Annotated in this window: 13 protein-coding genes; 1 reads left to right on the forward strand and 12 read right to left on the reverse strand. The window is 47.0% G+C overall.

Going from position 1 to position 22667, the window contains the following annotated elements; genetic code table 11:
- Positions 1-269 precede the first annotated feature (269 nt).
- A complete protein-coding gene (locus GWO68_RS14415; RefSeq protein ID WP_162347170.1) occupies positions 270-1076 on the forward strand; it encodes a M57 family metalloprotease in 807 nt (268 codons plus the stop codon).
- Between the two features lie 981 nt (positions 1077-2057).
- Here the strand turns inward: GWO68_RS14415 and GWO68_RS14420 are convergent.
- The 12 genes from GWO68_RS14420 to GWO68_RS14475 form a co-directional block, all read right to left on the reverse strand.
- Entirely contained in the window at positions 2058-4721 is a 2664-nt protein-coding gene (locus tag GWO68_RS14420; protein WP_162347171.1) for a S8 family serine peptidase, read from the reverse strand.
- A gap of 148 nt (positions 4722-4869) precedes the next feature.
- Positions 4870-6141, reverse strand: coding sequence for a M28 family metallopeptidase (locus GWO68_RS14425; protein WP_202923770.1), 1272 nt, complete (start codon positions 6139-6141; stop codon positions 4870-4872).
- A gap of 41 nt (positions 6142-6182) precedes the next feature.
- The gene (locus tag GWO68_RS14430) at positions 6183-6479 is read right to left on the reverse strand and encodes a VanZ family protein (protein ID WP_162347197.1); all 297 of its coding nucleotides are present in this window, start codon (positions 6477-6479) and stop codon (positions 6183-6185) included.
- Positions 6480-6572: 93 nt separating this feature from the next.
- On the reverse strand, positions 6573-6953 hold the full coding sequence (gene gcvH / locus GWO68_RS14435; protein ID WP_162347172.1) for a glycine cleavage system protein GcvH: 381 nt from the start codon (positions 6951-6953) through the stop codon (positions 6573-6575).
- Between the two features lie 61 nt (positions 6954-7014).
- Positions 7015-14136: a T9SS outer membrane translocon Sov/SprA gene (gene sov / locus GWO68_RS14440; RefSeq protein WP_162347198.1), complete on the reverse strand. Its 7122-nt coding sequence runs from the start codon at positions 14134-14136 to the stop codon at positions 7015-7017.
- Between the two features lie 69 nt (positions 14137-14205).
- Positions 14206-14802, reverse strand: coding sequence for a Holliday junction branch migration protein RuvA (ruvA, locus tag GWO68_RS14445; RefSeq protein ID WP_162347173.1), 597 nt, complete (start codon positions 14800-14802; stop codon positions 14206-14208).
- Positions 14803-17076 (reverse strand): NADP-dependent malic enzyme, encoded by a 2274-nt coding sequence (locus tag GWO68_RS14450; protein WP_202923771.1) that lies wholly within the window; start codon positions 17074-17076, stop codon positions 14803-14805. It abuts the gene before it with no gap.
- A 194-nt stretch (positions 17077-17270) separates the two neighbouring features.
- Positions 17271-18803, reverse strand: a complete 1533-nt coding sequence (locus tag GWO68_RS14455; protein WP_162347174.1) for a lytic transglycosylase domain-containing protein — start codon at positions 18801-18803, stop codon at positions 17271-17273.
- A gap of 7 nt (positions 18804-18810) precedes the next feature.
- Positions 18811-20247 (reverse strand): Asp-tRNA(Asn)/Glu-tRNA(Gln) amidotransferase subunit GatA, encoded by a 1437-nt coding sequence (gene gatA, locus GWO68_RS14460; RefSeq protein WP_162347175.1) that lies wholly within the window; start codon positions 20245-20247, stop codon positions 18811-18813.
- Positions 20244-20462, reverse strand: a complete 219-nt coding sequence (locus GWO68_RS14465; RefSeq protein ID WP_162347176.1) for a Sec-independent protein translocase subunit TatA/TatB — start codon at positions 20460-20462, stop codon at positions 20244-20246. Before GWO68_RS14465 ends, gatA begins: the two co-directional genes overlap by 4 nt.
- Before the next feature lie 22 nt (positions 20463-20484).
- Entirely contained in the window at positions 20485-20697 is a 213-nt protein-coding gene (locus tag GWO68_RS14470) for a Sec-independent protein translocase subunit TatA/TatB (RefSeq protein WP_162347177.1), read from the reverse strand.
- Positions 20698-21353: 656 nt separating this feature from the next.
- Positions 21354-22589 (reverse strand): murein hydrolase activator EnvC family protein, encoded by a 1236-nt coding sequence (locus GWO68_RS14475; protein ID WP_162347178.1) that lies wholly within the window; start codon positions 22587-22589, stop codon positions 21354-21356.
- Positions 22590-22667 lie beyond the last annotated feature (78 nt).

The raw sequence follows: 22667 nt of genomic DNA on the forward strand, positions 1-22667 counted from the left end.
ACAGAAGGCATATAGCTGGTAGTTAAATAAAATGTTTTTTAGAAAGTATTGTTGTTTAAACAGTAAACATGGCGGTACATAGCTTGTTTTTAATGTTTAAACGGGGATTATGTTGTTAAAATTATACTATTTATTTATATAGGATATAACTATTATTTAAAGCCATGATCGATGTTGAAACACGTTAAAATATTGATTTAAAGTGTTGGAGTGTATTACTTGATTTTCTACATTTCAATTATGTTTAACTTTAACACCTTAAAATCTTTATGAAAGTAACACGTTTACTAATGCTGGGAGCGCTGGTAGCTTCTCTTGGCTTCACATCTTGCCAGCAGGATGAAGAAGTAACAACTCAGAACGAAGTTTCTGAAAACACCCTTTCTCAAATTGCACAACTGGGCTTCTATAACAAGAACGTTCAGAAAGCTGACGGCGGTTACATCGTTGAAGGCGACATTTTCTTATCAGAGTCTGACCTTACTGGCGCGCACAACACAAAAGCGCTACGTGTTGGTACTTCTGAGCAGTACCGTACTACTAACCTTGTAAATACTGGTGGTGGTGTTCGTAACATTACGCTTTCAATCGATCCTAAATTGCCATCTACTTATGTAACTGCTCTTGATGCCGCCATCGCTCGTTACAACGCGCAAGGTCTGAACATTACAATGAGCCGTGTATCTACAGGTGGTGACATCTATCTTGAAGCTGCTCCTAAGTCAGCGCAGTACCTGGCTTCTGCTGGTTTCCCAACTGCTGCCGGCGATCCGCATAACAACATCAAGATAGCTACTCGTTACATCGGTACTAACCCTAACCAGGCTTGGTTCACTTCTATCCTGGCGCACGAAATGGGTCACTGCATTGGTTTCCGTCACACTGACTATATGGACCGTTCTTACTCTTGCGGTGGTTCTTACACTAACGAAGGTGCATCTACTGTAGGTGCTATCCAAATCCCAGGTACTCCAGCAAATCAGGATCCAAACTCTTGGATGCTTGCTTGTATCGGATCTGGCCAGAACCGTCCGTTCAACGCAAACGACGTAACTGCTCTTAACTACCTATACTAGGTCTCAGAGCAACCTTAACTACACCTTAAAACAACAAAAACAGCTTCTGCCGAAAGGCGGGAGCTGTTTTTGCTTTAAAGCGTTTGTGTCAGAGTGCGGGTGGTTATGAGTAGGCTCGGAGATATTTGGTGGTGAGACGGTTATAGTTCTATAGTTTACGTTCTACCTCACCCCAGCCTGCTTCTTTTAAAGAGGGCCTCTACCCCAAAAGAGGAGAGGAAATTTTTTACCTACTACTTCATTTGTCATCTTGAAAGGATCTTGTGGGAAGGGAGGTTAAGCCTTTACTATTACACACCCCTGTTTCTCTAAAGAAGGCAATTTTTCGCTATTGCTATAATTTGCTTTAAAGTTTCATAGTTACCGTTAGTCATCCCCCTGCCCCCTTCCAAGGGGGACTTCCTGCTACTGCTTGTCCGACTGTCATTTCGGCGCAAGGAAAAATCTATATCAACTATGGCTGTAAGCCACGAGTGGACAGGTCGCGACCTGTCCCTACAGAACTATAGCCACGATAAATGTCGAAGCGAGCAGGTTAAAACTATAGATACAGGTGAATAGTAGAAAGATCACAGTCTTTGGGTTGAGCGCCTCGAGAGGTTCCGGTGCCGCAAGGCATTGCGAGGAACGAGCAAAGGAAGCGAAAGCAGCGATCAAACCAAAGACGAGGCCTCCCGGCCGTGAGGGAGCCAAGCCAACTATAAAACTATAGGCAAATAGAGCTCTCAGGATTAGAGGAAGTTTGAAAGGATAGCTTGGTTAAAGTTTAAGGAACAGTAACTATAAGCTGCGATAGATTTCTCCCTGCACTCGAAATGACAAATGTGAAACTAAAGAACACATAAGATCCCTCAACTTCGCGGGGTATGACAAAAGAGGAACTACAGAACTATAGCCCAGACACTAGCAGGAGTTGCGCACGCTGCTAGGTCTCCAACTATAGGGCACAAAGGATCTCTCGATAAACTCAAAATGACAGGATTATAACACTAACACCTTACCAGCAATATAGTTACCGGTATCTGTTTTAATCCGAAGAATGTATAAGCCATTGTGCAAACCAGCAGTTGGTACCTGTTTGATCATACCAACTTCTTCAGACTCATACACCAACTTGCCTAACGGATCATATAACTGTACTATAACCGATTCGCTGGCCACTGCTACAGACAATGTTTCGCCTGCCGGTAGTGGGTTAGGGTAGGCCTGTACAAAATTTGCATCGGCGTAAAGCATTTCTTCGGGCTGGCTATAGTATACTTTGCCATCAGTAGCTGTGACTTTTGCGCGGTACACATTTTTGCCTAAACTTGGGTTTGCATCATGTAACTGATACGTAAATTGCGTAACCGGCGAAATGGTCTGCACCGGAGTATAGACACCGTTGGTTAAGCGCTCCAGGGCAATAGCAGAAACCTGGTACAGCGTGCCAAGCTCCAGGCGGAGAGCGATGCTATCGGATACAAACCTGTCCGGTAGAAAATTCTTGATGTAGCAGCCTATGCCTGACTGTGCAAACCCTACCGATTCGCTTATTTCAGCTTGTGTGCCTTCTATAACTGGTGCTATAGTTACCAGTTCGGGAAAAGCCGGTAGCTTGTCTTTCTGCAAAAAAGCCAGTGTATCGGAAGTGGATAGTAATGGCTCTAAGTGCGTTGTGCCAAGCTGGTATAGTTGGTATCGTTGCGTGTTTGGCAACTCCGGCCAATGCAGCATTACCTTGTCATCGCAGTTATAGCCTATAGCTAGTTTGAGTTGCTTTGTAAGTATAAATTCGCCCGATGTAACTGTAGCATTGGGAGTAGTAAGTCGTAGTTGTGCTTTCGCTACCACATCAGGAGTTTGCCAGTCGAAGTATAAATTACTTAGGTCTACGTTGTCTGCAATAAGTTGCCACGTTGTACTGCCTGTTAGCTTATATTCCAGTTTTGCTCGCTCTCCGGGTTTTGCGCCCTGCCACCGGATGCGGTTTACTTTACCAGCCTTTAAACTCAGGTTTGTACTTGGGTAGGTCCATTCCGGGGCTGTTTCAAATTCATAAACCAGACTATAGTTTTGCGGGCCTTGGGATACGTTAAAGCCTTGCACTTTTAATTGGTAGGTACCTGCAGCAGGTGCAGTTAGTGTTATCTGTTCAACATTGTTCAGGTGGTCGGGGCCGCGCCGGGCTGGTAGTCTCAGAGAATCGGGGTGCGGGAAAGTGCTGAGTACCCATGGGTTCCATTTTTCGCCGGTTGCGGTGTTTACAAGCTGCAGGTCCAGGTCATTGTTAAGGGCTTTGGTTGCCTCCGGCGATCCTTCTGTGTCGTGCCACACCAGCGTCGCTTTTAGTTTAAGCGTGCCAGCCGGTACCGTTATGTTGTGCAGTTGCTGGGCACCGGAAGTTATAGTTGCCCCTATAAACCGGCTCTCATCTACCGTTCTGATAGCGCCGAGCGCATCTGCATTCCCAAAACCAGCTTCAAAATCAACTTCGGGCCTTCCGGCATCATCGGCACTATTTATAAGTATAGCTTTTACCAGCGATGCAGGCGGTAAACTTCCGTGTTTTTCTTTGTAAGCTTGTTGCGTTAGTAAGGCTATACCAGAAACGACAGCCGCCGCCTCAGAGGTACCTCCTTTGCCATAGGCGGCCAGCTCTGGTTTTACGCGGCCATCATAAGCAGGGCCTTTAGAACTCAGCAAACCAACACTGCCATTCGGGTCGAGCGCGCCTATACTTATCGTATTTTTAGATGTTTTAAATTGGCCCGTTAGGTTGGCAAAGCCTGTAATGCCGGCATAGTTGCCTGTTTCGTTTGCCTTGTCGCCGCTGTTACCCGACGAGAAAACGTGTAGCAACGTAGGGTTTTGATATGTTTCACGGTCGTAGGCGGCAGATTCTAGGCCATAGTAATTCTCGACGCCTACGCCATAAGAGTGGTTCTGCAAACTAATGCCTTTGCTAAGCAATGCCTGACTGTTATCCGGGAAAAACTCCTTAAAATCGGAATAAGCTAACTTTGCATGGTCGGCTATGCCTCTGCCATTTGGGCCGGTGTTGCCGGCACCGGCAATAATAGTAGCCATCGTAGTGGCATGAAAAGTATACTCGCTGCCAAACGTTTCGGGAGCAATGGCCCGGCCTTTCAGGTCGGCATCATTCGGGTTAAAAGCACCTTCTTTTACTGATACCGCCATAGTCGCACCGTTCAGCAGCGGATATAAGCTGTGGATGGTATATACATTATTGACTGTGAAATCAGCATCTTTCAACTCGATCTCTTCCTTGGCCTGCCGGTTTGCTTTATCTATAAAGGTAACCAGATCGCAACCATATAGTTGTTGAAGGGTTTTTTCGGTGATATTAGAAAGCGTAAGCACCTGCCCTGAAGCAGTTGAATGCGTTACATTGCCCTGGTAATTATGCTCGGTCAGCCAACTCAGGAACTTTGCCTTATTCTTAACCTGAACCCTTACGGTGTGTATTCTGGAGAGGCGTATACTTTGTTCGAGACCCGGGGCGATGCGCTGGTGCCTGGCAATGCCTTGTATTGGTGTGTTTTGCTGCTGCGCCATTACCTGCGTGCTAACTATAAGTAAGCTCATCCCTAAAACACACTGCTGCACCAATGGCAGGTACTTCCAACGCTTATTCACAGGCACTTCGTAAACGGTTATAACCAGACACTGGTCCAAATTTTTAGCTATACAATGTAGGCAATGGTGCGCAATTTTACAATCAGAAAGTGGCTTAGCAGTACATAAACTTAATGTTGCAACAGCAAACTTATACTTTCAGGCTTTACTATAGTTACTGCAAGGCTGCTGCAAAATCGGTTATCAACCTGAAAACTTCTTTAAACTTTGTAAGGGGTAACTGGCGGCCCTGGTCTTTTGTGTTGTGGTAGGCTGTAGTTCCGCCCAGGGTGTAAAAGAAAAATGCTGGCACGCCCCGCTCCGAAAAAGGATAGTGGTCGGAGTTGGCAGCTTTGCCACGCATTTTTATTTGAGAAAGGTACTTGTTCGACGTATTTATAGTTTGCAACAGCGCAAATTCTTTCGGGTGTACACTTCCGTTCACGACCATCATACCTTCATCGCCGGTACCCAGCAGGTCGAGGTTAACTAAAAAGCGGATCTGTGGCAGCGGGAAAAGCGGGTTGTTGGTGTAATACAATGAGCCCAGCAAACCGGCTTCTTCAGCAGCAAAGGCCATAAATGCGATACTATACGTTGGCCTGTTTTCCGGTTGGCTATAGTATTCGGCCAGCTCCAGTAACATGGTGGTTCCGCTGGCATTGTCGTTGGCTCCCGGGAAGTATACGCCTTTGCCCTGCCCGCCCAGGTGGTCGTAATGTGCCGTAAAAACTATAAATGAATCGGGCTGCGTGCTGCCGGGGATAAATGCAAGTACATTCTGAGTGCTATAGTTTGGCTTTTGCTCTACAACTATGGTATACTTCACTTTTTTAGCGTCAGCTGGCCATACGTCTTTTCGCACCTCCAGCATTGGTACCTGCGCCGGTTCAGCAGCCACGGTTGTCAGCAGTTCTTTAGGCTGAAGTATGATATGCAGTTTAGCTTCTGAAATTTTTTGTAAGTACGGCGCCGGCAAGGCCCATAATTGCTTCCGGAATTGCTGCGGGTATACCAGTGCTTTTTTACGGAAGCTCTGCGAGAAGAATTTTTGGGCAACAGCGTTATCTGTAAACACCAGCGTGTCGAGGTAAACTATAGTTGCTTTGCCTTTACCACTGGCTGTCTGGGAGCTGGCTACAAACTCATTTCCGGGCTTTAGTTTATGCCCATCTATCGTTAGCTCCGGGGTTTGGGTTACCCGGTTTACGGGCATGGTAAAGTGCTGGAAATACGAAGTTCCAAATGCTTTTAACCCGGCTGCCTTATACCTGTCCTGGATGTAGTTGGCGGCTTTGGCATCACCTTCCAAAATATAGCCACGGCCATGCATGTAGGGGCTGGTAAGTGTATCTATAGTCTGATGTACGCGCTGCATATGCTGCGCGTGCAGTTGCAGGGTACAAAAGCAAAGTATAGCTATAAGTAAACGGAGGAGTGGCTTCATGCCCTAAATATAAAAAGGCCGCGCCAAACTATATCGGTAATTTACCAGGTATAGATCCACTTAAAAAGTACGATGCCTAGCAAGCAACCAATGGTATTACTCACGATGTCCATGATTTCGGCAGTACGGCCTGGCACAACCGAGAATTGCAGGATTTCAATGCAGATTCCAAAAAGGGTAGAAATAGCCAGAGAGGTACGGATAGCGTAATGCTTCAGCTTCGGAAAAGTGTATTGTTTCGATATCCCCACGATCATCAAAAAGCAAAGCACCATAAACATGGTGGTGTGGGCAAACGAGTCGAAAGAGAATAGGTCGGAGAGCGAGACCGAGGGCATAGAAGCTGAGGGCAGCAGCGTAGTAAGTAATATTACTGCTGCCCACAGTATTGTAAATAGGTTATAGCGTAGTATCAAACCTTGTCAGGTAAATTACTGGCCAATCAGTTCACGGTAAGCCGCAGCCGTCAGCAGTTCATCTACTTCAGACACGTTGTCAACAGACATTTTAATGATCCAGCCTTCGCCATACGGGTCAGAGTTTACAAGTTCAGGGCTTGCTTCCAGCTTATCGTTAAACTCCTGCACCGTGCCGCTCAGTGGGCTGAACAGGTCAGATACTGTTTTAACGGCCTCTACTGTACCAAATACATCTTCTCTGCTGATCTGCTTATCAACTGTATCAATGTCTACATAAACGATATCGCCAAGTTCGCTTTGTGCAAAATCAGTGATGCCAACTATAGCTACATCCCCTTCGATGCGTACCCACTCGTGGTCTTTCGTATACTTCAGGTTTTCAGGTAAATTCATTTTTATATCTGTTTGTGATTGACTGACTCAAAAATACAGTGTTTTTTGTAATGCTAAAATTTTATTGCAAACTAACTCGCAACTGTATGCCCCCTTCGGTTACACTGTTCCTAAACGAGGTCGATATTTTAGGGTCTGACACCGTGCGCAGCACATAGAACTGGATGTTTACGCGCTCGCTTATCAGGTAATCTATAGTTGGGCGAAGCTGCAACTGGCGCGTTCCGTTCGTGATCTGATTCTGGCTGCTCTCTACACCCTGGTCGTCGCGGGCAATAGCACGCTGCACGGTCTGGTTATCTCTAACCGAAAAGTCCAGTCGCATGTTCAGCTCATTTTCCAAAACTTTTTTCTCACCGCCAATTCGTATCGGAATACGGAAGTTTGAAGCTACGTAGCCTAAGCCAATTACATAGTCCTTTACGCTGGTTTCTGTTATCTGTGCATTGGTCAGGTTCAGCGACAGGTTGCGTTCTACTTTATATTCCAGGCGGCCGGTCAGGTTTGTTTTTGTGCGGAAGTTAACACCCAGTAACGGTGCCAGTCTTTCGGCTACGGTAAGCTGCGTTACAATGTAGTAAGGTACGATCTGACCAAACTCATTTACCTGTGTCGGGAAGCCGTTCGGTTCTGTTTCGTAGGCCAGCGAGGTAGTAAAGTTGGTGATGTTGTAAGTAGAACTATAGCCATGCGTTAAGTTTACCTGGCTGAACCACTGCTGGAAGAACGGTAACTGCGACAAGCCGTTATAATCTACGCGCCAGTTAGGTATAGGCAGCCTGCTGAACGGACTCTTCGATTCTGCTTTATACCCATTCACGTCGCGGCCCTGGTAAGCATACAGGAAAGCATTAAGCAATACATCCTGCGAGTTCAAAGTATAGCCATCGTTACCTGCAGCCGAGTTAGCAGCTAACAGCTTTTCACGGATATCATAACGGTAGCGAATGTAGTTCTCAAATGCTTCGGAAACGCCCGCCTCGCCAGACTCAAATAAAGTACCCAGCGCCATAAACGATGTGCTGAACGCACCTGTTGTGATCGGGTTCTGACGCTGTGCCTCGTCACTGATGTTCCCAAAGTCATCATACTCTCTGCGGTAGAAAACCTCTTCTATTTCTGATTTATTACGGGTCACATCTAACTGAATATTGAAAGCTTTGAAAGGCTCCAGGTTGGCGCGCGCCGTAAACGACTCGGTAAGTATAGCGCTGAGCGGTGTGTTCAGGTACTGGCTGCTGTCAGTGTACCAGCCGTTGCGGTTGGCACGGTTGTATAGTTCGTCCAGGTCATATTGCTTACCAAGTATAAACGGAAGGCCCGGCGCATCAAATCCTTCTTCAAAACCCAGGAACCTGGTGCTTGGCAGATAACCCGGTAACATGGTGCCTTTGTTTTGCAGGTATGTAAAGTTTACAGAGCGCGCCATCATCATAAAGCGGGCAATAGAGCTGGCAACTTTACCCGGAGCACTTGTTTTAGTAGTATCGTTGGCCGCACGTACAGGGGCAGCAGGCGTGTTTACATTTTTCAGGAACTTCACTTTGTTGTAAAGTTTTACCAGGTCCAGGCGGCCGTTAACTGTAAACTCCTTGTTGTTTTCAGCGGTGTTACCTAACCTGAAATCTGCATCGTTATTCAACGCTGTAGAACCGGCCGTCCAGATATAAGTGGTAGCATAGCGCGTTTCCGCACCAATCCAGTCTACCAGCGGGAATTTATCTAAAGGCAGTTTATAGTTCAGTGCTATCAGCTGGTTAAAGTTGGTGGTGCGGCCACCGCGGCGCAGGTTTTCCCAGATAATCGCATTCTTATACTGCAGCGAGTCTATGTCATTGTTGATGCGGTCATCTGGTTCGTCTACCACGGCACGGTTAGTCGCCGTATAGTCCAGCGACAAGCTCTTGGTAATGTCCCACTTCATATCGTAAATACGGTTGAAGTAGAAATACTTCTGGAAAGTTGGTTCGATACCGCGGGTAGTGGTAAGGCCGGTAACAGGGTCGCGGCGCTGCAGGAATGTCTCGTTGTAGCGACGGTCCAGATCGGCACGGAAAGCGAAACTGCTTGGCAGCGGCGTAAAGTTCAGGTCCTTTATCAGGCGCAGGTACGGCGACTTCAGCGATTCACTTTTCTCAAAAGGAGCGTAGTTCTTCGCGGTAGTATTGTTGTAAGTATAAGCAATGCCACCTGTGTAAGTCTTTGTAAAATCGCGGTCCGTTTCAATATCTGTAAATAAACGCTCGGCATAAGCATAGCTAAGCGAGATGTTCTCAATGTCGTAAGGTTTTACTTTATCGTTCGGGTTGGTGCGCTCTTTCCGTACGTTCAGTAAGCTAAAGCTTTTGCGGGTCTCGCGGGTTGTTACTTCTTTTTTGTAAGCATCGCGGGCTTCCTTCGTTTCAAATCTTGAAAGCGATTGTTCCAGTGGCACATCCTTATCCAGTGGGTCAAACTGTGGCTCGCTGTTCAGGGTACCATATTGCACCGATAACGGCACTTTTACACCCAACTTTTCTGGTAGGAATTTATCAGCTACCACATTGGCGCTAACATCAAACAAGGCGGTGTTTTCGCGGGCACGTTGTGCAATTTTCTGCTGCAAGCCACCAAAACCAACTGTAGTATAAGCACCAGTGGCTGTAACGTTGGCAAAGTCAGCAAGCTTGGTGTTAAGGCGTGCATTGGTAGCCCAGCCCGAGCTGTTCTTAAAGTCTGTAACGCGCAGTTCATCCACCCACATGCATAACGAGTGCGGGCGGGCATCTGAACCAATTTGAGTCGGGTTGCGCATTCCTATCATCACGCCCTGCACCTCGCTAAAATCCGGGTTACCCACTACACGGATGATCTTGCCGTTACCCAGCTGTACTTCGTAAGGAATCGTTTTATCGTAGCCAGCTATTCTGTTACGGGCTACTTTGGCGTTTACTAATTCTTCCAGGGCAATGTCTACCAGGTTTTCCTGGGGCCATATTTCGTTAGGCGACAGGCTGCCTTTCGGTGTTATAGTTAGCGGCACGACATACTCGTAATAGTTCTGTGTAAAGTCAGTACCGATGCGCACAAAAGCCTGCACATCGCCGCTACGTGTATTCGGGTTATCCGTCTGCGCATGCAAATACATTTTCAGGCGCTTATAGATCAGCATGTCAATCGACAGGTTCTTGTACACTGCCTTCGAGAAAGAATCTTTCAGGTCTTCCACGCACAACTGCAGCGACTGCTCGTTCTGGCGTCGGTTGTTAGTGGAGGCGTAATCGCGTAAGCGCTCGATGCCTGGAGGCACTACATACGGTATATTTCCTTCGGTTGCCTGGCCGTTTTCTTCAATGTTTACTGTAGAGATGGTAAAGGTGCGGGCATCGTCGGTACAGGTAAGGCAAGGGCGGCCCTCTGTGATTGGTTGCTGGAACGCCCGCCACTGGTTAGCTACAAACTGGAACTGCACCAAACGTAACACCACCGGGTCCTGGAACTGGGTCATGTACATACGCATAAACCTGATAGACTTAAACCCGCTGATGTTACCCACATTGCCTGTAGGCTGGCGCACCGGTATCCGGAACTGGTACCACGAAACTTCATTGCCTGTTCTTGGGTCGGTGTTGGTTACCTGGTCTACGATATAGTTTTGCCCAACATTCAGCTGGCCTGGCTGCAGGTTAACTTTATACTCATAATACTGTTCCACATCGCTTATCACGTTGTCGCGGTTCAGGTCTTCTTTGTCCGGGAAGGCATAGTTAGAAAACTGGCTGTTCTCTGGTGAGTTACCATCCATGCCGTTATAGTTCTTGTAACGTGCCAGCACACCTGCGTTCTGTTGGTCATAGATCGGGTCGAGGTGGTGGAGGAAGTTATCGCCGGACGGGTCATCAACTACAATCTGGGGTGGCGTGCCCGGTATCTGGTTCAGGAAACTTGCTCTGAAAAAATCAGCTTCGGCAGCGTCATTTAAACCATCCAGACCAATATCCTGAAACTGGCGGCCGCCCGGTATACCTGTAAAGGCATCGGTCAGGAACTGCTGTGTAGTAATGCGTCCCCAGATAGTGGCATCTATATTCTGAAGGCTGTTGGCTGTAGTTGGCAAACCATTCTCAAAAGCATATTGGTTATCGCGCAGTAAGTCTTCAGATATACTTCCCAGGTTCAGGACCAGCTCACCACCGGTGTTGTTGGTTACCGGGTTGCCCTGCGCATCTTTACGGCCATATTGTCCTGAAATAAACGGGTCCATCATCCAGAACTCAATGTACTCGATGTTGGCATTATCAAAGTCAGTATCAAAAGTAACCTCACGGCTGATACCTCCCCAGTTTTCTCTAGGGTCTCCGGCCAGTAAGCCCTGCGATGTCAGGTTAGGGTTATAGTTGTATTGGCCGCGTTCACGAGGGTAATAAGCCAGGTCAAAGGTATATTCAAATGCGTTGGATACTTCCGGATCGCGGCCTCTGAAAATTTCGGTGCGTGGTACGCCCCGCACGTAATGGTTCTTTAGCTCTTCGTCGGTAATGTTATCCGGTTTCAGGTTATCTGCGTCGCGGTAAAAGATCTGATCAATGGTATACCAGGCCAGTTTTGCGCGGTTGTAACTATAGGCAAGTCCTTCGCCGGGAATAAGTGGGGCAGGAGTGGAGGCAAGTCGCCAGCCATTATTGCTGAAACCACCTAAACTATAAGGCGTTTCCGAGCCTTCAAAATCATCGATATAAGAGGTTCCGTCTTCGTTTGCCGGTGATTTGGTTTTAGCTGGTACCAACTGTGCAAACTCGCCACTGAACGTGATGCTGGATGGCGCTTTGGTTTGCAGCAATGGCAACGCATCCGTCATTTTGGTCAGGAACCTCGATTCTTTCTGCAGGTTAATGTCTACGCCGTAAATGGTATTGTTGCTTGGCTCGTCGCCTATACTTACCCGGTTAATGTAAGGTTGTTCGCTCAGGTGCAGTACAGTTGCCCCAAGGTTAATATCATCGGTCAGGCGGTAGTCGAAGCGGGCACCCACCAAAGCACGTGGCTGAATGTTGAGCAGTTCTGCTTTCTCGTAGGTTACCCGTAAATCGCTGGCTGAGCTGATATAGCTTGGGTTAAGTATTTTGATGCGGCCCAGGTCGTAGAACACCTGGTAATCGGTGCCCTCGGTGAGGCGTGTGCCACCAGAGTAAACGGCCACAGAGCCCTCTGCAATTCTGAAACCCGGAAGCGTAATTTCATCGGCAGAAGTAGCCTGTAATCGGCCCGTCAGGAAAAACTTGGCTTTGGCGTTATTTTGCTGGGCATCGGTCTGTGTCTGGTTGTATAATTCTTCAAACACATACTTCTCGGCCAGTTCCGGGTCGCCTTGTAGTTTCTGGCGTAGGTAATCGCCAAAAGGCTCCACTTCCGGGAAGTAAATGCGGCCGGTTTCCGGATCAATCGTTATACCTGGTAAAAAGTCGAAGTTACCGTCGTTTGGCTTGTCGTTGTTGGTGTTAACATTATCCAGGTTAAAAACTTCTACAAGCGGTATACCTTGTATCGGGCTTTGCTCTGTAAGTGCAGATATATCAACACCGGTCTGGTCATCTTTGTACACAACACGCAACTGGAAGTTTTCGCGGTTTACCTGTGTAGCATCCAAGCTATAAACGTTTTTCATCATCAGGTCCCAGGTCGGGTATTCTAAAGATGGGTTTGTAGCCTTCAGCAATTTCATGTGTATCACCTGTTCATCCTGCAGGTTCTGGTAATCTTCCAGCAGCTCACCTACCTTATAGGTTTTGCCATTGTAGGTATACTCAAACGCTACGCCTAGTACCTGGTCCGGTAAAAGCGCTGTATTCAGGGAAATATAACCCAGTTGAGGGTTAAAATTATACTCGCGCGGGTCCATTTTGCGGGCACGCACATGTTCAAAATCTACCCCTTTCTGTAATCCCTGACCACGCAGGTACTCATCTACACGGCCATTGTCGCGGGCGGCTGCGTTGGTTGCTACCAGACTATAAAGGGTGTTGGCAGCATTGCTGGCTGGTGCAGTTGTTATTCTTTCAAACTGGTTACGGTAGGGGTCTGGCTCTCCAAGGTCCATGTAAGCTACCATGTTGCGTAGGTTCTCGGTAGCGCGGTTGTTGTTAGTTACATATAGTTCCAGCCTGCGAATAACGATGCCCGAATTAACCAAGGGCAGGTTAGCCAGCGACTTATCGTAGCGGCCCCGGAAGAACTGCGATAAAAAGTAATGGCGGTCTTTGTCGTATTGGTCGATGCGGATCTCGAAAGGCTGGTTCTGGGCACCATTCTGGATGATCACTTCATCGTTGCGGCCCCTAACATTTGATGCGATGGCTGTTACGCCCAAGCGCCCGAACTGTAGCTGTGTTTTTACCCCAAACAGGTTCTGTGCACCAGTTATCAACGAGTTGTTTAGTGGCAGGCTTACGTTACCGGCTTCCACTTTCCGGATGATCTCTTCTTCGTAGCCGGTATAGTCCAGCTTCATGTTGTTTTCGAAGTCGAAGTTGGCGTTGTTGTCCCAGTTAAAATTGATGGCTAGTTTTTCGCCTACTTTACCCACTAAGTTCAGGGAGATATTCTGATCGAACTCAAAATCGCCGGTGCGTTGCTGGCGGAGCGGTATAGTTGGGTTTTGGTTGCGGTTAAATCGGGCGCCAAACTTAAGCGAGATGTTACCATTCGGCTGAATATCAACAAAGTTACCCCCGAAAATACGGTCGAAAACAGGGCTGATATAAATTTTAGGAACTAGCCTGCGGCTGCTGGTCAGGTCTTCACCATCTAAACCACCGGATTTTGTTCGCCAGTAGTCCCGGATCGCCTGCCTCTGCTGTAACTCCGAAAACTGCTTTAAGGTCATCGAAGAAGGCGCGCGGTAGGGAATGCTGTCGCCTATCGTTTCGTTAATATTGTATAGTTGCAGACTGTCGTCGTACTCTACATTAAGCTTTATATTGCCGGGCTGGCCAAGAAGCAGGGGAGAAGTATAGGTACGGTCGCTGAAGGGGTTGCCACGCCTGTCGGATGGTACAAACGTAGGCCGGCGGCTTGGAAGGTAAGCGGTATCTTTCTTAGGAGTGTCCTGGGTAATTGTATCCTGGGCAAGTAAATTTGTAATACGGCTATAGTTATACCAGCCTGGGGTACGCAGTGCCTCCGCCTGCGACCAAAGTGCCAGCATAGTTATAGTAACAACCGATACTAGGAACAGGCTGCTCTGTTTACTTTTCCAGATCAAATGGGTATAATTCTAAGACGATTTTAACGCAAATTTTATAAGTTCTTCTACACTCAGGTTTCCGCCTTCGCGCTTAATAATAGAATCGAGTGTTTTTTCGGCCACGTTCTTGGCAAAACCTAAGGTAACTAATGCTGATAACGCTTCGGCGCGGTTGGTATTGTGTGCTGCACCTGCCGGTAAAACGCCCGCATCCGTCAGCATCACTTCTTTCTTTATTTTATCGCGCAGCTCCAGTATAATGCGTTGCGCTGTTTTGGCACCAATGCCTTTTACATGCTGTATGGTGCGCACATCTTCCCGAACTATAGCCTGCTGTACTTCCTCTACCGACAACGACGACAGGATCATCAGACCTGTGTTGGGGCCAACGCCCGAAATAGATATCAGGTGCAGGAACGTCTCTTTCTCGGCAGCCGTCATAAAGCCATATAAGGTATGGGCATCTTCTTTAATATGCAGGAAGGTATGCAAGCGGCAACGCTCGCCATCCGGCAAAGCAGAATACGTACCCAGCGATATCTTGATCTGATACCCTATCCCACCTACGTCGATAATAACATAGGTGGGGTCTTTATAGGTTAATTTGCCGTCGATATAGGCTATCATCTATATATGTTTGTTGTTATAGTTTTGTGCATCTACGACAGCAATGGCAACCATGTTTATAATTTCTCTGATTGAGCTGCCAAGTTGCAGAATATGAACAGGTTTACGCATACCCATTAGTACCGGGCCAATGGCTTCGGCACCGCCAATTTCCTGTAGCAGCTTGTAGGCAATGTTACCGGCAGTAAGCGTCGGGAACACCAGCGTATTCGCTCCTTTTTCGGCCAGTTCGCTGAACGGATAGTGCTCGCGCAACAGGTTACGGTTAAGGGCAGTGTTCGCCTGCATTTCGCCGTCAATTAACAGGTCCGGGTACTTTTGCTTGGCTTTACGTACAGCTTCCGATCCTTTGTTTGGAATATCGCCCTGCACCGACCCGAAGTTAGAGTAAGACAACATGGCAATACGCGGTTCCTGGTCAAAGAAACGCACGGTACGGGCAGTAAGGGCAATGATATCTACCAGTTCGTCTGCGCTAGGGTTAATGTTTACGGTTGTATCAGCAAAGAAGTATGGCTCTTTTTTGTTCAGGATAATGTACATACCTGCCACTTTGTTTACACCTTCTTCTACACCAATTACCTGTATAGCCGGAAGTATAGTTCTGGAATAATCGCGGGTAAGACCTGAAATAAGCGCATCAACTTCACCTGTTTCAAGCATCAAGCTACCAAAGTATATTCTGTCGCGAACCAGGCGGCGGCAATCGAACAGGGTTAGGCCTTTGCGTTGGCGCTTTTTGTATAGTATCTGCGCAAATTCTTCGCGCTTGGCATCTTCTTCAAACGGGTCGATGATCTCCGCATCTCCCAAGTCAAGGTTATATTCCCTGATCATTTCTTTAATGCGTTGGCGGTTACCTAAAAGTATAGGCGTTGCAATAAGCTGCTCTTTTACCGTCTGGGCTGCTTTCAGAATTTTGTAGTGGTCTGCTTCGGCAAATACCACACGTTTCGGATCTTTCTTGGCCTGGTTGGTAATACGGGTCATCAGTTTCTGGTCGATGCCAATACGTTCCTGTAGTTCCTGCTCATACCCTTCCCAGTTCGTGATCGGGTATTTGGCTACACCACTCTCCATAGCTGCTTTGGCAACTGCCGGCGATACAGTCGTGATCAGGCGTGGGTCCAGTGGTTTTGGTATCAGGTAAAATCTGCCGAAAGAGATCGTGTTATCGCCGTACGCTTTATGCACCATGTCCGGAACCGGCTCTTTTGCGAGTTTGGCCAGAGCACGAACTGCAGCCAGTTTCATGGCTTCGTTAATTTCAGTAGCACGCACATCCAGAGCTCCTCTGAAGATGTAAGGGAAACCAAGCACGTTATTTACCTGGTTCGGATGGTCTGAACGGCCGGTTGCCATGATCAGGTCCGGGCGTGTAGCCATAGCCACATCATAAGGTATTTCAGGGTCCGGGTTAGCCAGTGCGAAGATGATCGGGTTGGCAGCCATCAGTTTCACATACTCGGCAGGCAGTACATTGCCCGCAGAAAGACCCACGAAAACATCGGCACCGGTCATGGCTTCTTCCAAGGTCTTCAGCTTACGCATGGTTACGAACTGCGCCTTGTAAATATCCAGGTCGTTGCGCTCCGGAACAATGATGCCTTCCTTATCAAACATTACGATGTTATCCATTTTGGCACCCAACGCTACGTATAGTTTAGCACAGGCAATGGCAGCAGCACCGGCACCGTTCATCACGATATGTACTTTCTCTATACTTTTGCCGGCAAGTTCCAGGGCATTAAGTAAAGCAGCTGCAGAGATAATGGCTGTACCGTGCTGGTCGTCGTGCATCAGCGGAATATTCATCTGCTCTTTCAGGGCATTTTCTATCTTAAAGCTTTCCGGTGCTTTAATATCTTCCAGGTTAATGCCGCCAAACGTAGGTTCCAGTGATTTTACAATGCGAACGAATTCGGCAGGGTCGGTGCAGTCAATCTCGATATCAAACACATCTATACCTGCGAATTTTTTAAACAAAACGCCTTTCCCTTCCATTACCGGCTTCGAAGCATCGGGGCCAATGTTGCCCAGGCCAAGCACTGCTGTACCGTTCGAGATAACACCTACCAGGTTTCCTTTGGCTGTGTACTTATATACATTCTCCTTGTCGGCTGCTATTTCTTTGCAGGGTTCCGCTACACCAGGCGAGTAAGCCAGCGCCAGGTCGTGCTGGGTGCTTACCATTTTGGTCGGGATCACTTCAATCTTGCCTGGCTTACCTTCCATGTGGTAGTTCAGGGCGTCTTCTTTGTTTACTTTAATCATAGGTAATATAAATTTATAGGCAGGGGTTTATACCCTCTTGCGTCTCGTTTGCTTGTAAAAAGCCAATTTGAAAAGAAATTGTTGCTTATCAAAAAAACAAGCGCTAAAGATACGGCTATGTTCCTGCATGTAGGATAAAAAAACAGCACCTCCCGGTTAAGAAGGTGCCGCTGTATTGGGTAAGCCGGTGTAAACTAGCCAAGTATAAGCGTCTGGCCTGGCTTTATTTCGTTTGTCTTTAATTTATTCAGCTTCTTTATTTTCTCTACGCTGATGCCGTTATACTTCTGCGAGATGTTCCAAAGCGTATCGCCTGGCTGCACATGGTGTATAATTTCCTGATGCTTTTCAGATGGCTTGATAGCCGGTTTAGAAGTTTTTTTAGCAACTACAGGTTTTGCTTCTGCCACTTCAGCTGGTGTGGCCATGGCCAGTGCTTCAGTAGCTTTTGGCTGGTACACGGTCAGCTTCTGGTTGGTAACTATAGTTGATTTACGCAAGTTGTTCCAGTCTTTTAGTTGTTCTACAGTTACGTTATGCTTTGTAGCTATACTTGACAGGTTATCGCCACGCTTTACTTTATAAAATACCTTTTCGGTGCTATCTGGTAGGGTGGTGGTAGTTGCCGTATTGCTGGCAAGCAGTACAGGAGCTTTAGCAGGCTCTCTCTCGATAACTGGCTCTGGCACCGGAACTATAGTTGGTGTAGCTGCCGCAATCATACAGCTCACATTATCTGCGGAAGCTAAAAGCTCAGCACGTTCAGCAGGTACACGCAGTTTATAGTTGCGCGTATTGGCCGGCAATACTTTTTTCTTGATTTCCGGGTTCAGGGCAAGCAGTGTTTTAGAATCAATATGTAATTCGGCTGCCAGTTTTTCCAGGTCAACGCCCTGGTTTATAGTTATCGTTTCTACGTCCTGTACATAAAGTATAGAATCGGAGAAGATGTTGTGCTGCGGCGCATAGTTCATGGCATAAATTACAGCCGTCATGGACGGAACGTAGCTGCGTGTTTCTTTTGGCAGGTAAGGGAAAATTTCCCAGAACGTTTTTTTACCACCACCGGCCCTGCGGATCGCTTTGTTTACGTTGCCCGGACCACAGTTGTAAGCAGCCATAGCCAGTTCCCAGTCGCCGTAGGTTTTATGCAAACGCTTCAGGAAACGGCAAGCTGCATCTGTTGCTTTCTCCGGATCCATGCGCTCATCGATATGCGCACTCTGGTCCAGACCGTACTCGCGGCCGGTATCAGGTATAAACTGCCATAAACCAACTGCTTTTGCCCACGATGCCGCCTTTGGGTTAAGCCCCGACTCAACTATAGCCAGGTACTTCATCTCATCCGGCATGTTGTGCTTTTTAAGGTACTTCTCAAAAAGCGGGAAGTATACATTTTCGCGCGAGATCATGGTGCGCGTATACTTGCGGTTGCGGATGGTGAAGTAATCGATAAAGTTTCTTACAAACGGGTTGAATGTAAGTGGTATTTCAGACTCGATACAGCTCAGCCTGTCCTGGATCACGTCATTGGGCTCGTTGGGGATATACTCTACCAGTAACGCCAGTTCTTCCGGCGTCAGCAGGGTGGTATCTCCCAGCGGGAGCAATGAATCACCGAAGACAGGAGATTCATATTTGTGGCTTGTTGGAGCAGCCTGCGCATAGTTTGCCCAGATGCTGCCAACTATAGCCGCAACTACGGTAAAGAGTTTAGAATACGTCATTTTTTATTTATGCTTCAACGGGAATCTTATCCAGTATGTAATTCGAGAAAGCCAGCAAAGCTGCCTCATCGAATGAGCGGGTCATTAACTGTAACCCGATGGAAAGGCCGTTGGTGTCGCGGCTAACCGGAATAGAAATTGCCGGAACACCAGCCAAAGAAGCTTGCACTGTAAAAATATCAGCCAGGTACATTGCTAACGGATTAGCTGTATTCTCTCCGATTTTAAAGGCTGTAGTCGGAGCTGTAGGCAATATAAGGAAATCAAACTTCTGAAGCAATTCATCGGTCTTCTCCTTTATAAGTCTTCTAACTTTCTGAGCCTTTGTGTAATACGCATCGTAATAGTCAGCGCTCAGCACAAAGGTGCCCAGCATAATGCGGCGCTGTACTTCTTTGCCAAACCCCTCGGATCTGGTTTGTTTGTACAACGATGTAAGGTCAGAGATATTGGGGCTGCGGTAACCATATTTTACACCATCGTAGCGGCCCAGGTTTGAGCTGGCTTCGGCTGTAGTTAAGATATAGTAAGTTGGCACCATGTAGTCTAAGTATGGGAATTCCACAGCTTCTACCTGGTGGCCATCGGCCTGCAGCATATCTTTCACGCCAAGTATACTGTCTTTTACTTCTGTGTCTAAGCCTTCGCTCTCGAAACAATCACGGATGTAGCCGATCTTGTACTTCTTGTCTGTTTTTAAAAGGGAACTATAGCTTGGTACCGGCTGGTGGCTGGCAGTACTGTCATACTCATCCGGTCCGGCCATAATTTCCAGCAGCAACGCAGCATCTTCCACGCTTTTGGTAAACAGACCGATCTGGTCGAAAGAAGAAGCGTAGGCGATAAGGCCGTAGCGCGAAATACGCGAATACGTAGGCTTTAACCCAACCACTCCGCAAAACGAAGCCGGCTGGCGTACAGAACCACCTGTATCAGAGCCAAGTGCGGCAAGGCACATATCAGCCTGAACCGAAACGGCAGAACCACCCGAAGAACCACCCGGCACGCGGGTTGGGTCATCGGCATTTTTTACCGGTCCGAAAGATGAATTCTCATTTGATGCTCCCATGGCAAACTCATCGCAGTTCTGGCGACCTATAATAATGGCATCCTCGGCTATGAGGCGCTCTAAGGCAGTAGCAGTATACAATGATTTAAACCCGTTCAGAATCTGGCTCGAAGCCTGCAGTGCATGACCTTTGTAGGCAATAACGTCTTTTACGCCAATTACCATACCGGCCAGTTTGCCGGCTGTGCCGTTGGCCAGTTTCTGGTCAACTATAGTTGCCTGGGCAAGGGCTTCTTCTTCAAAAACTTCTAAAAAGGCATTCAGTTCAGCTTTCTCCTTTATGTTATGGAGATAATGCTCAACCAGTTGTTTGCACGTAACCTGCCCATTGGCAATATCAGTGCGGATGTCGCGTAGGGAGCTGTATGGTCTCAAACTTTCTTAGGTTTGTTGTCGTCCTCAATTGAACGTTCCAGTTCGTGTTTGATTTCGTTGGTCGCATCTTTAAACTCACGGATGCCACGGCCAAGACCGCGCGCCATTCCCGGAATTTTATCAGCGCCAAAAAGCAGTAGAATGGCCATCATAATGACCATCATCTCTCCTCCGCCCAGGTCTCCCAGGAAAAGGAAAATTGTAGCTAAGTACATAGCTTAAGGTTTTAAAATAAAATTACTTCTGCGTTGGTTCGTCTTTCATAGAACCTTCCACATCATTTTTGATCTCTTTGGTAGCATCCTTAAACTCACGGATACCTTTACCAAGACCACGTGCTAATTCAGGAATACGCTTTGCGCCGAAGAACAGAAGAATAGCAAGCATGATCAGGACGATCTCGGTGCCGCCCAGGCTTCCTAAAAAGCAGAAAACAGTTGTAATACTCATAGTATTAGATTTAAAGGTAAATTCTCACAAAATTATAGTTTATATTTTAAATAAACTCACAACAAAGCAGATTAGTTTATTATGTGTTGCCTTTGTGCCCTGAAATGGGAAAGATCGGTGGGGAAATAAAATTTATAAAAAAATATTTAGCCTATTTGATTAGAGGTTGTGCTAAATTTTTGAATATGTTTTTTCCCATACAGGTAAAAATATTTCCATATTTGGGAAACTCAATATTTAGGTTTTCGTATATTTTTATTGCTAATCAGTTAGTTAAGCTGTTTTTAGGTTTTTGGCATCTGAATTGAAGGGTAGGAAATCAGCGTAACACAACTTGCACGTAAAACCGGTAGAGATGCTCCGGGCCAATGCCATTTGCTTGTTAATCAGCTATAAAAGCTGTAAATAGAGCTTAGGTAATGTTGCAGAAGTATCGTGTTTGTATTACCTTCGTAAGGTATTTCTGGCAGTAGTAAGATTTATCTTATTTCGGCTTAGATATATAAAATTAAGTTTGTTTTCATAGCTTGGAAAGGCACCCTGCATTGTAGGGTGTTTTTTTGTTTTATGCCAGTCTGGTTTTCGGAGTTTCAACTATAAAATGCAAAAGCCACAACTATAAACTATAGCTGCGGCTTTTGCATTTATGGGGTAAGTTACTTAGGGCTTATCCAGGTCTGCGGGTTCATGGTGGTGCTGTTCTTCCATACCTGGAACTGCAGTTCCGTTGTTCCATCCGCATTGGTGTAAACGGTGCCTATACTTTGTTTTAGTTTTACGGTCTGGCCGGTTTCTACGCTTACTGTTTTTAGCTTGGCATATACCGTAAAGTATTCGCCGTGCTGCACCATTACAATGTTGTTCATGCCGGGTACGCTGGCTACCGTAACTACTTTGCCTTCGAAAATAGCTCTAGCCGAAGCTCCCTGCGATGTCTGTATATCAATACCACGGTTTTCTACTACCACGCCTTTAAGTACTGGGTGATTATGGCGGCCAAAGCGCTGCGATATAAAACCACGCTCTACCGGCCATGCCAAACGACCTTTGTTGCCCGCAAACGAGGAGGAGATAAGCGCCGTCTCAGGAGTTAAGGTTACTTTGTTGGTGCTGCCACTTGGCTTGGTGCCTGCTGCCCTGGCGGCACGTGCGGCACGGGCAATTTCTTCCCGTACGATATCGGCAATCAGGTTATCCAGTTTACGAACGGATTGCTGGCGTTGCGCTACTTCTTTCTGCAGGTTCTGTTCCTGCTTGCTGAGGCGTTGCACTACGCTGTCCTGTTGGGTTTTCAGGGTTTGCAGGTTCTTTGTTTCGGTAAGCTGTATAGTTAGCAGGTTCTTTTTTTCGCGCTTCTTTTGCTCCAGTACTGTTAATTGGCCCGTTAAGGCTGCCTGTACTTTGTTTATCATTTCAACCTGTTTCTGGCGGGCTTCGGAGTATTGCTGCAGGTAGCGCATGCGCATCACCAACTGGTTAAAGTTATCGGAAGCGAACAGGAACATGAGCTTGTTATAGTTGCTGGATGTTTTAGAAGCAGCATAGATCATATCGGCATACTCTGCCTTAAGCTGCTCCAGGTCGGCTTGCAGCGAACCAACTATACCTTCGGTTTCCTCTACATCCGATTCTATGTAATTGATCTCGCGGGATATATTGCTGATAACGCCTTTCTGTACCGTTATCTTTTCTTTGATGGCGTTTAGCTGACCAAGTGTGGCTTCCTTCTGCGCTTTGGTTTGCTTCAGGATGCGACTTGCTTCTTTAATACGGGTAAGGTTTTCCTTCTTTTCCCGCTCCAGTTGTGCTTTCGATTTCTTTTTCTGCGCATCGGCAGCAAACGGCACCACAACTATAAGCAAGAGAAGGACTAATTTGTAAAGGGCCTTCATGAACTATGGGATTCTCTGCTCTGAATTTACAAATATGGCAAAACTATAGGGCAAGTACCAACTGCCCCAGCAATTTAT

It is taken from the genome of Pontibacter fetidus (genome assembly GCF_010119545.1).
GTDB lineage: Bacteria > Bacteroidota > Bacteroidia > Cytophagales > Hymenobacteraceae > Pontibacter > Pontibacter fetidus.

What these genes read in the sequence shown, in the direction of transcription:
- GWO68_RS14415 (WP_162347170.1), top strand. Translation starts at nt 270, where the DNA reads ATGAAAGTAACACGTTTACTAATGCTGGGAGCGCTGGTAGCTTCTCTT.
- GWO68_RS14425 (WP_202923770.1), bottom strand. Translation starts at nt 6,141, where the DNA reads ATGAAGCCACTCCTCCGTTTACTTATAGCTATACTTTGCTTTTGTACC.
- GWO68_RS14430 (WP_162347197.1), bottom strand. Translation starts at nt 6,479, where the DNA reads ATGCCCTCGGTCTCGCTCTCCGACCTATTCTCTTTCGACTCGTTTGCC.
- gcvH (WP_162347172.1), bottom strand. Translation starts at nt 6,953, where the DNA reads ATGAATTTACCTGAAAACCTGAAGTATACGAAAGACCACGAGTGGGTA.
- sov (WP_162347198.1), bottom strand. Translation starts at nt 14,136, where the DNA reads ATGCTGGCACTTTGGTCGCAGGCGGAGGCACTGCGTACCCCAGGCTGG.
- ruvA (WP_162347173.1), bottom strand. Translation starts at nt 14,802, where the DNA reads ATGATAGCCTATATCGACGGCAAATTAACCTATAAAGACCCCACCTAT.
- GWO68_RS14450 (WP_202923771.1), bottom strand. Translation starts at nt 17,076, where the DNA reads ATGATTAAAGTAAACAAAGAAGACGCCCTGAACTACCACATGGAAGGT.
- GWO68_RS14455 (WP_162347174.1), bottom strand. Translation starts at nt 18,803, where the DNA reads ATGACGTATTCTAAACTCTTTACCGTAGTTGCGGCTATAGTTGGCAGC.
- GWO68_RS14465 (WP_162347176.1), bottom strand. Translation starts at nt 20,462, where the DNA reads ATGTACTTAGCTACAATTTTCCTTTTCCTGGGAGACCTGGGCGGAGGA.
- GWO68_RS14470 (WP_162347177.1), bottom strand. Translation starts at nt 20,697, where the DNA reads ATGAGTATTACAACTGTTTTCTGCTTTTTAGGAAGCCTGGGCGGCACC.
- GWO68_RS14475 (WP_162347178.1), bottom strand. Translation starts at nt 22,589, where the DNA reads ATGAAGGCCCTTTACAAATTAGTCCTTCTCTTGCTTATAGTTGTGGTG.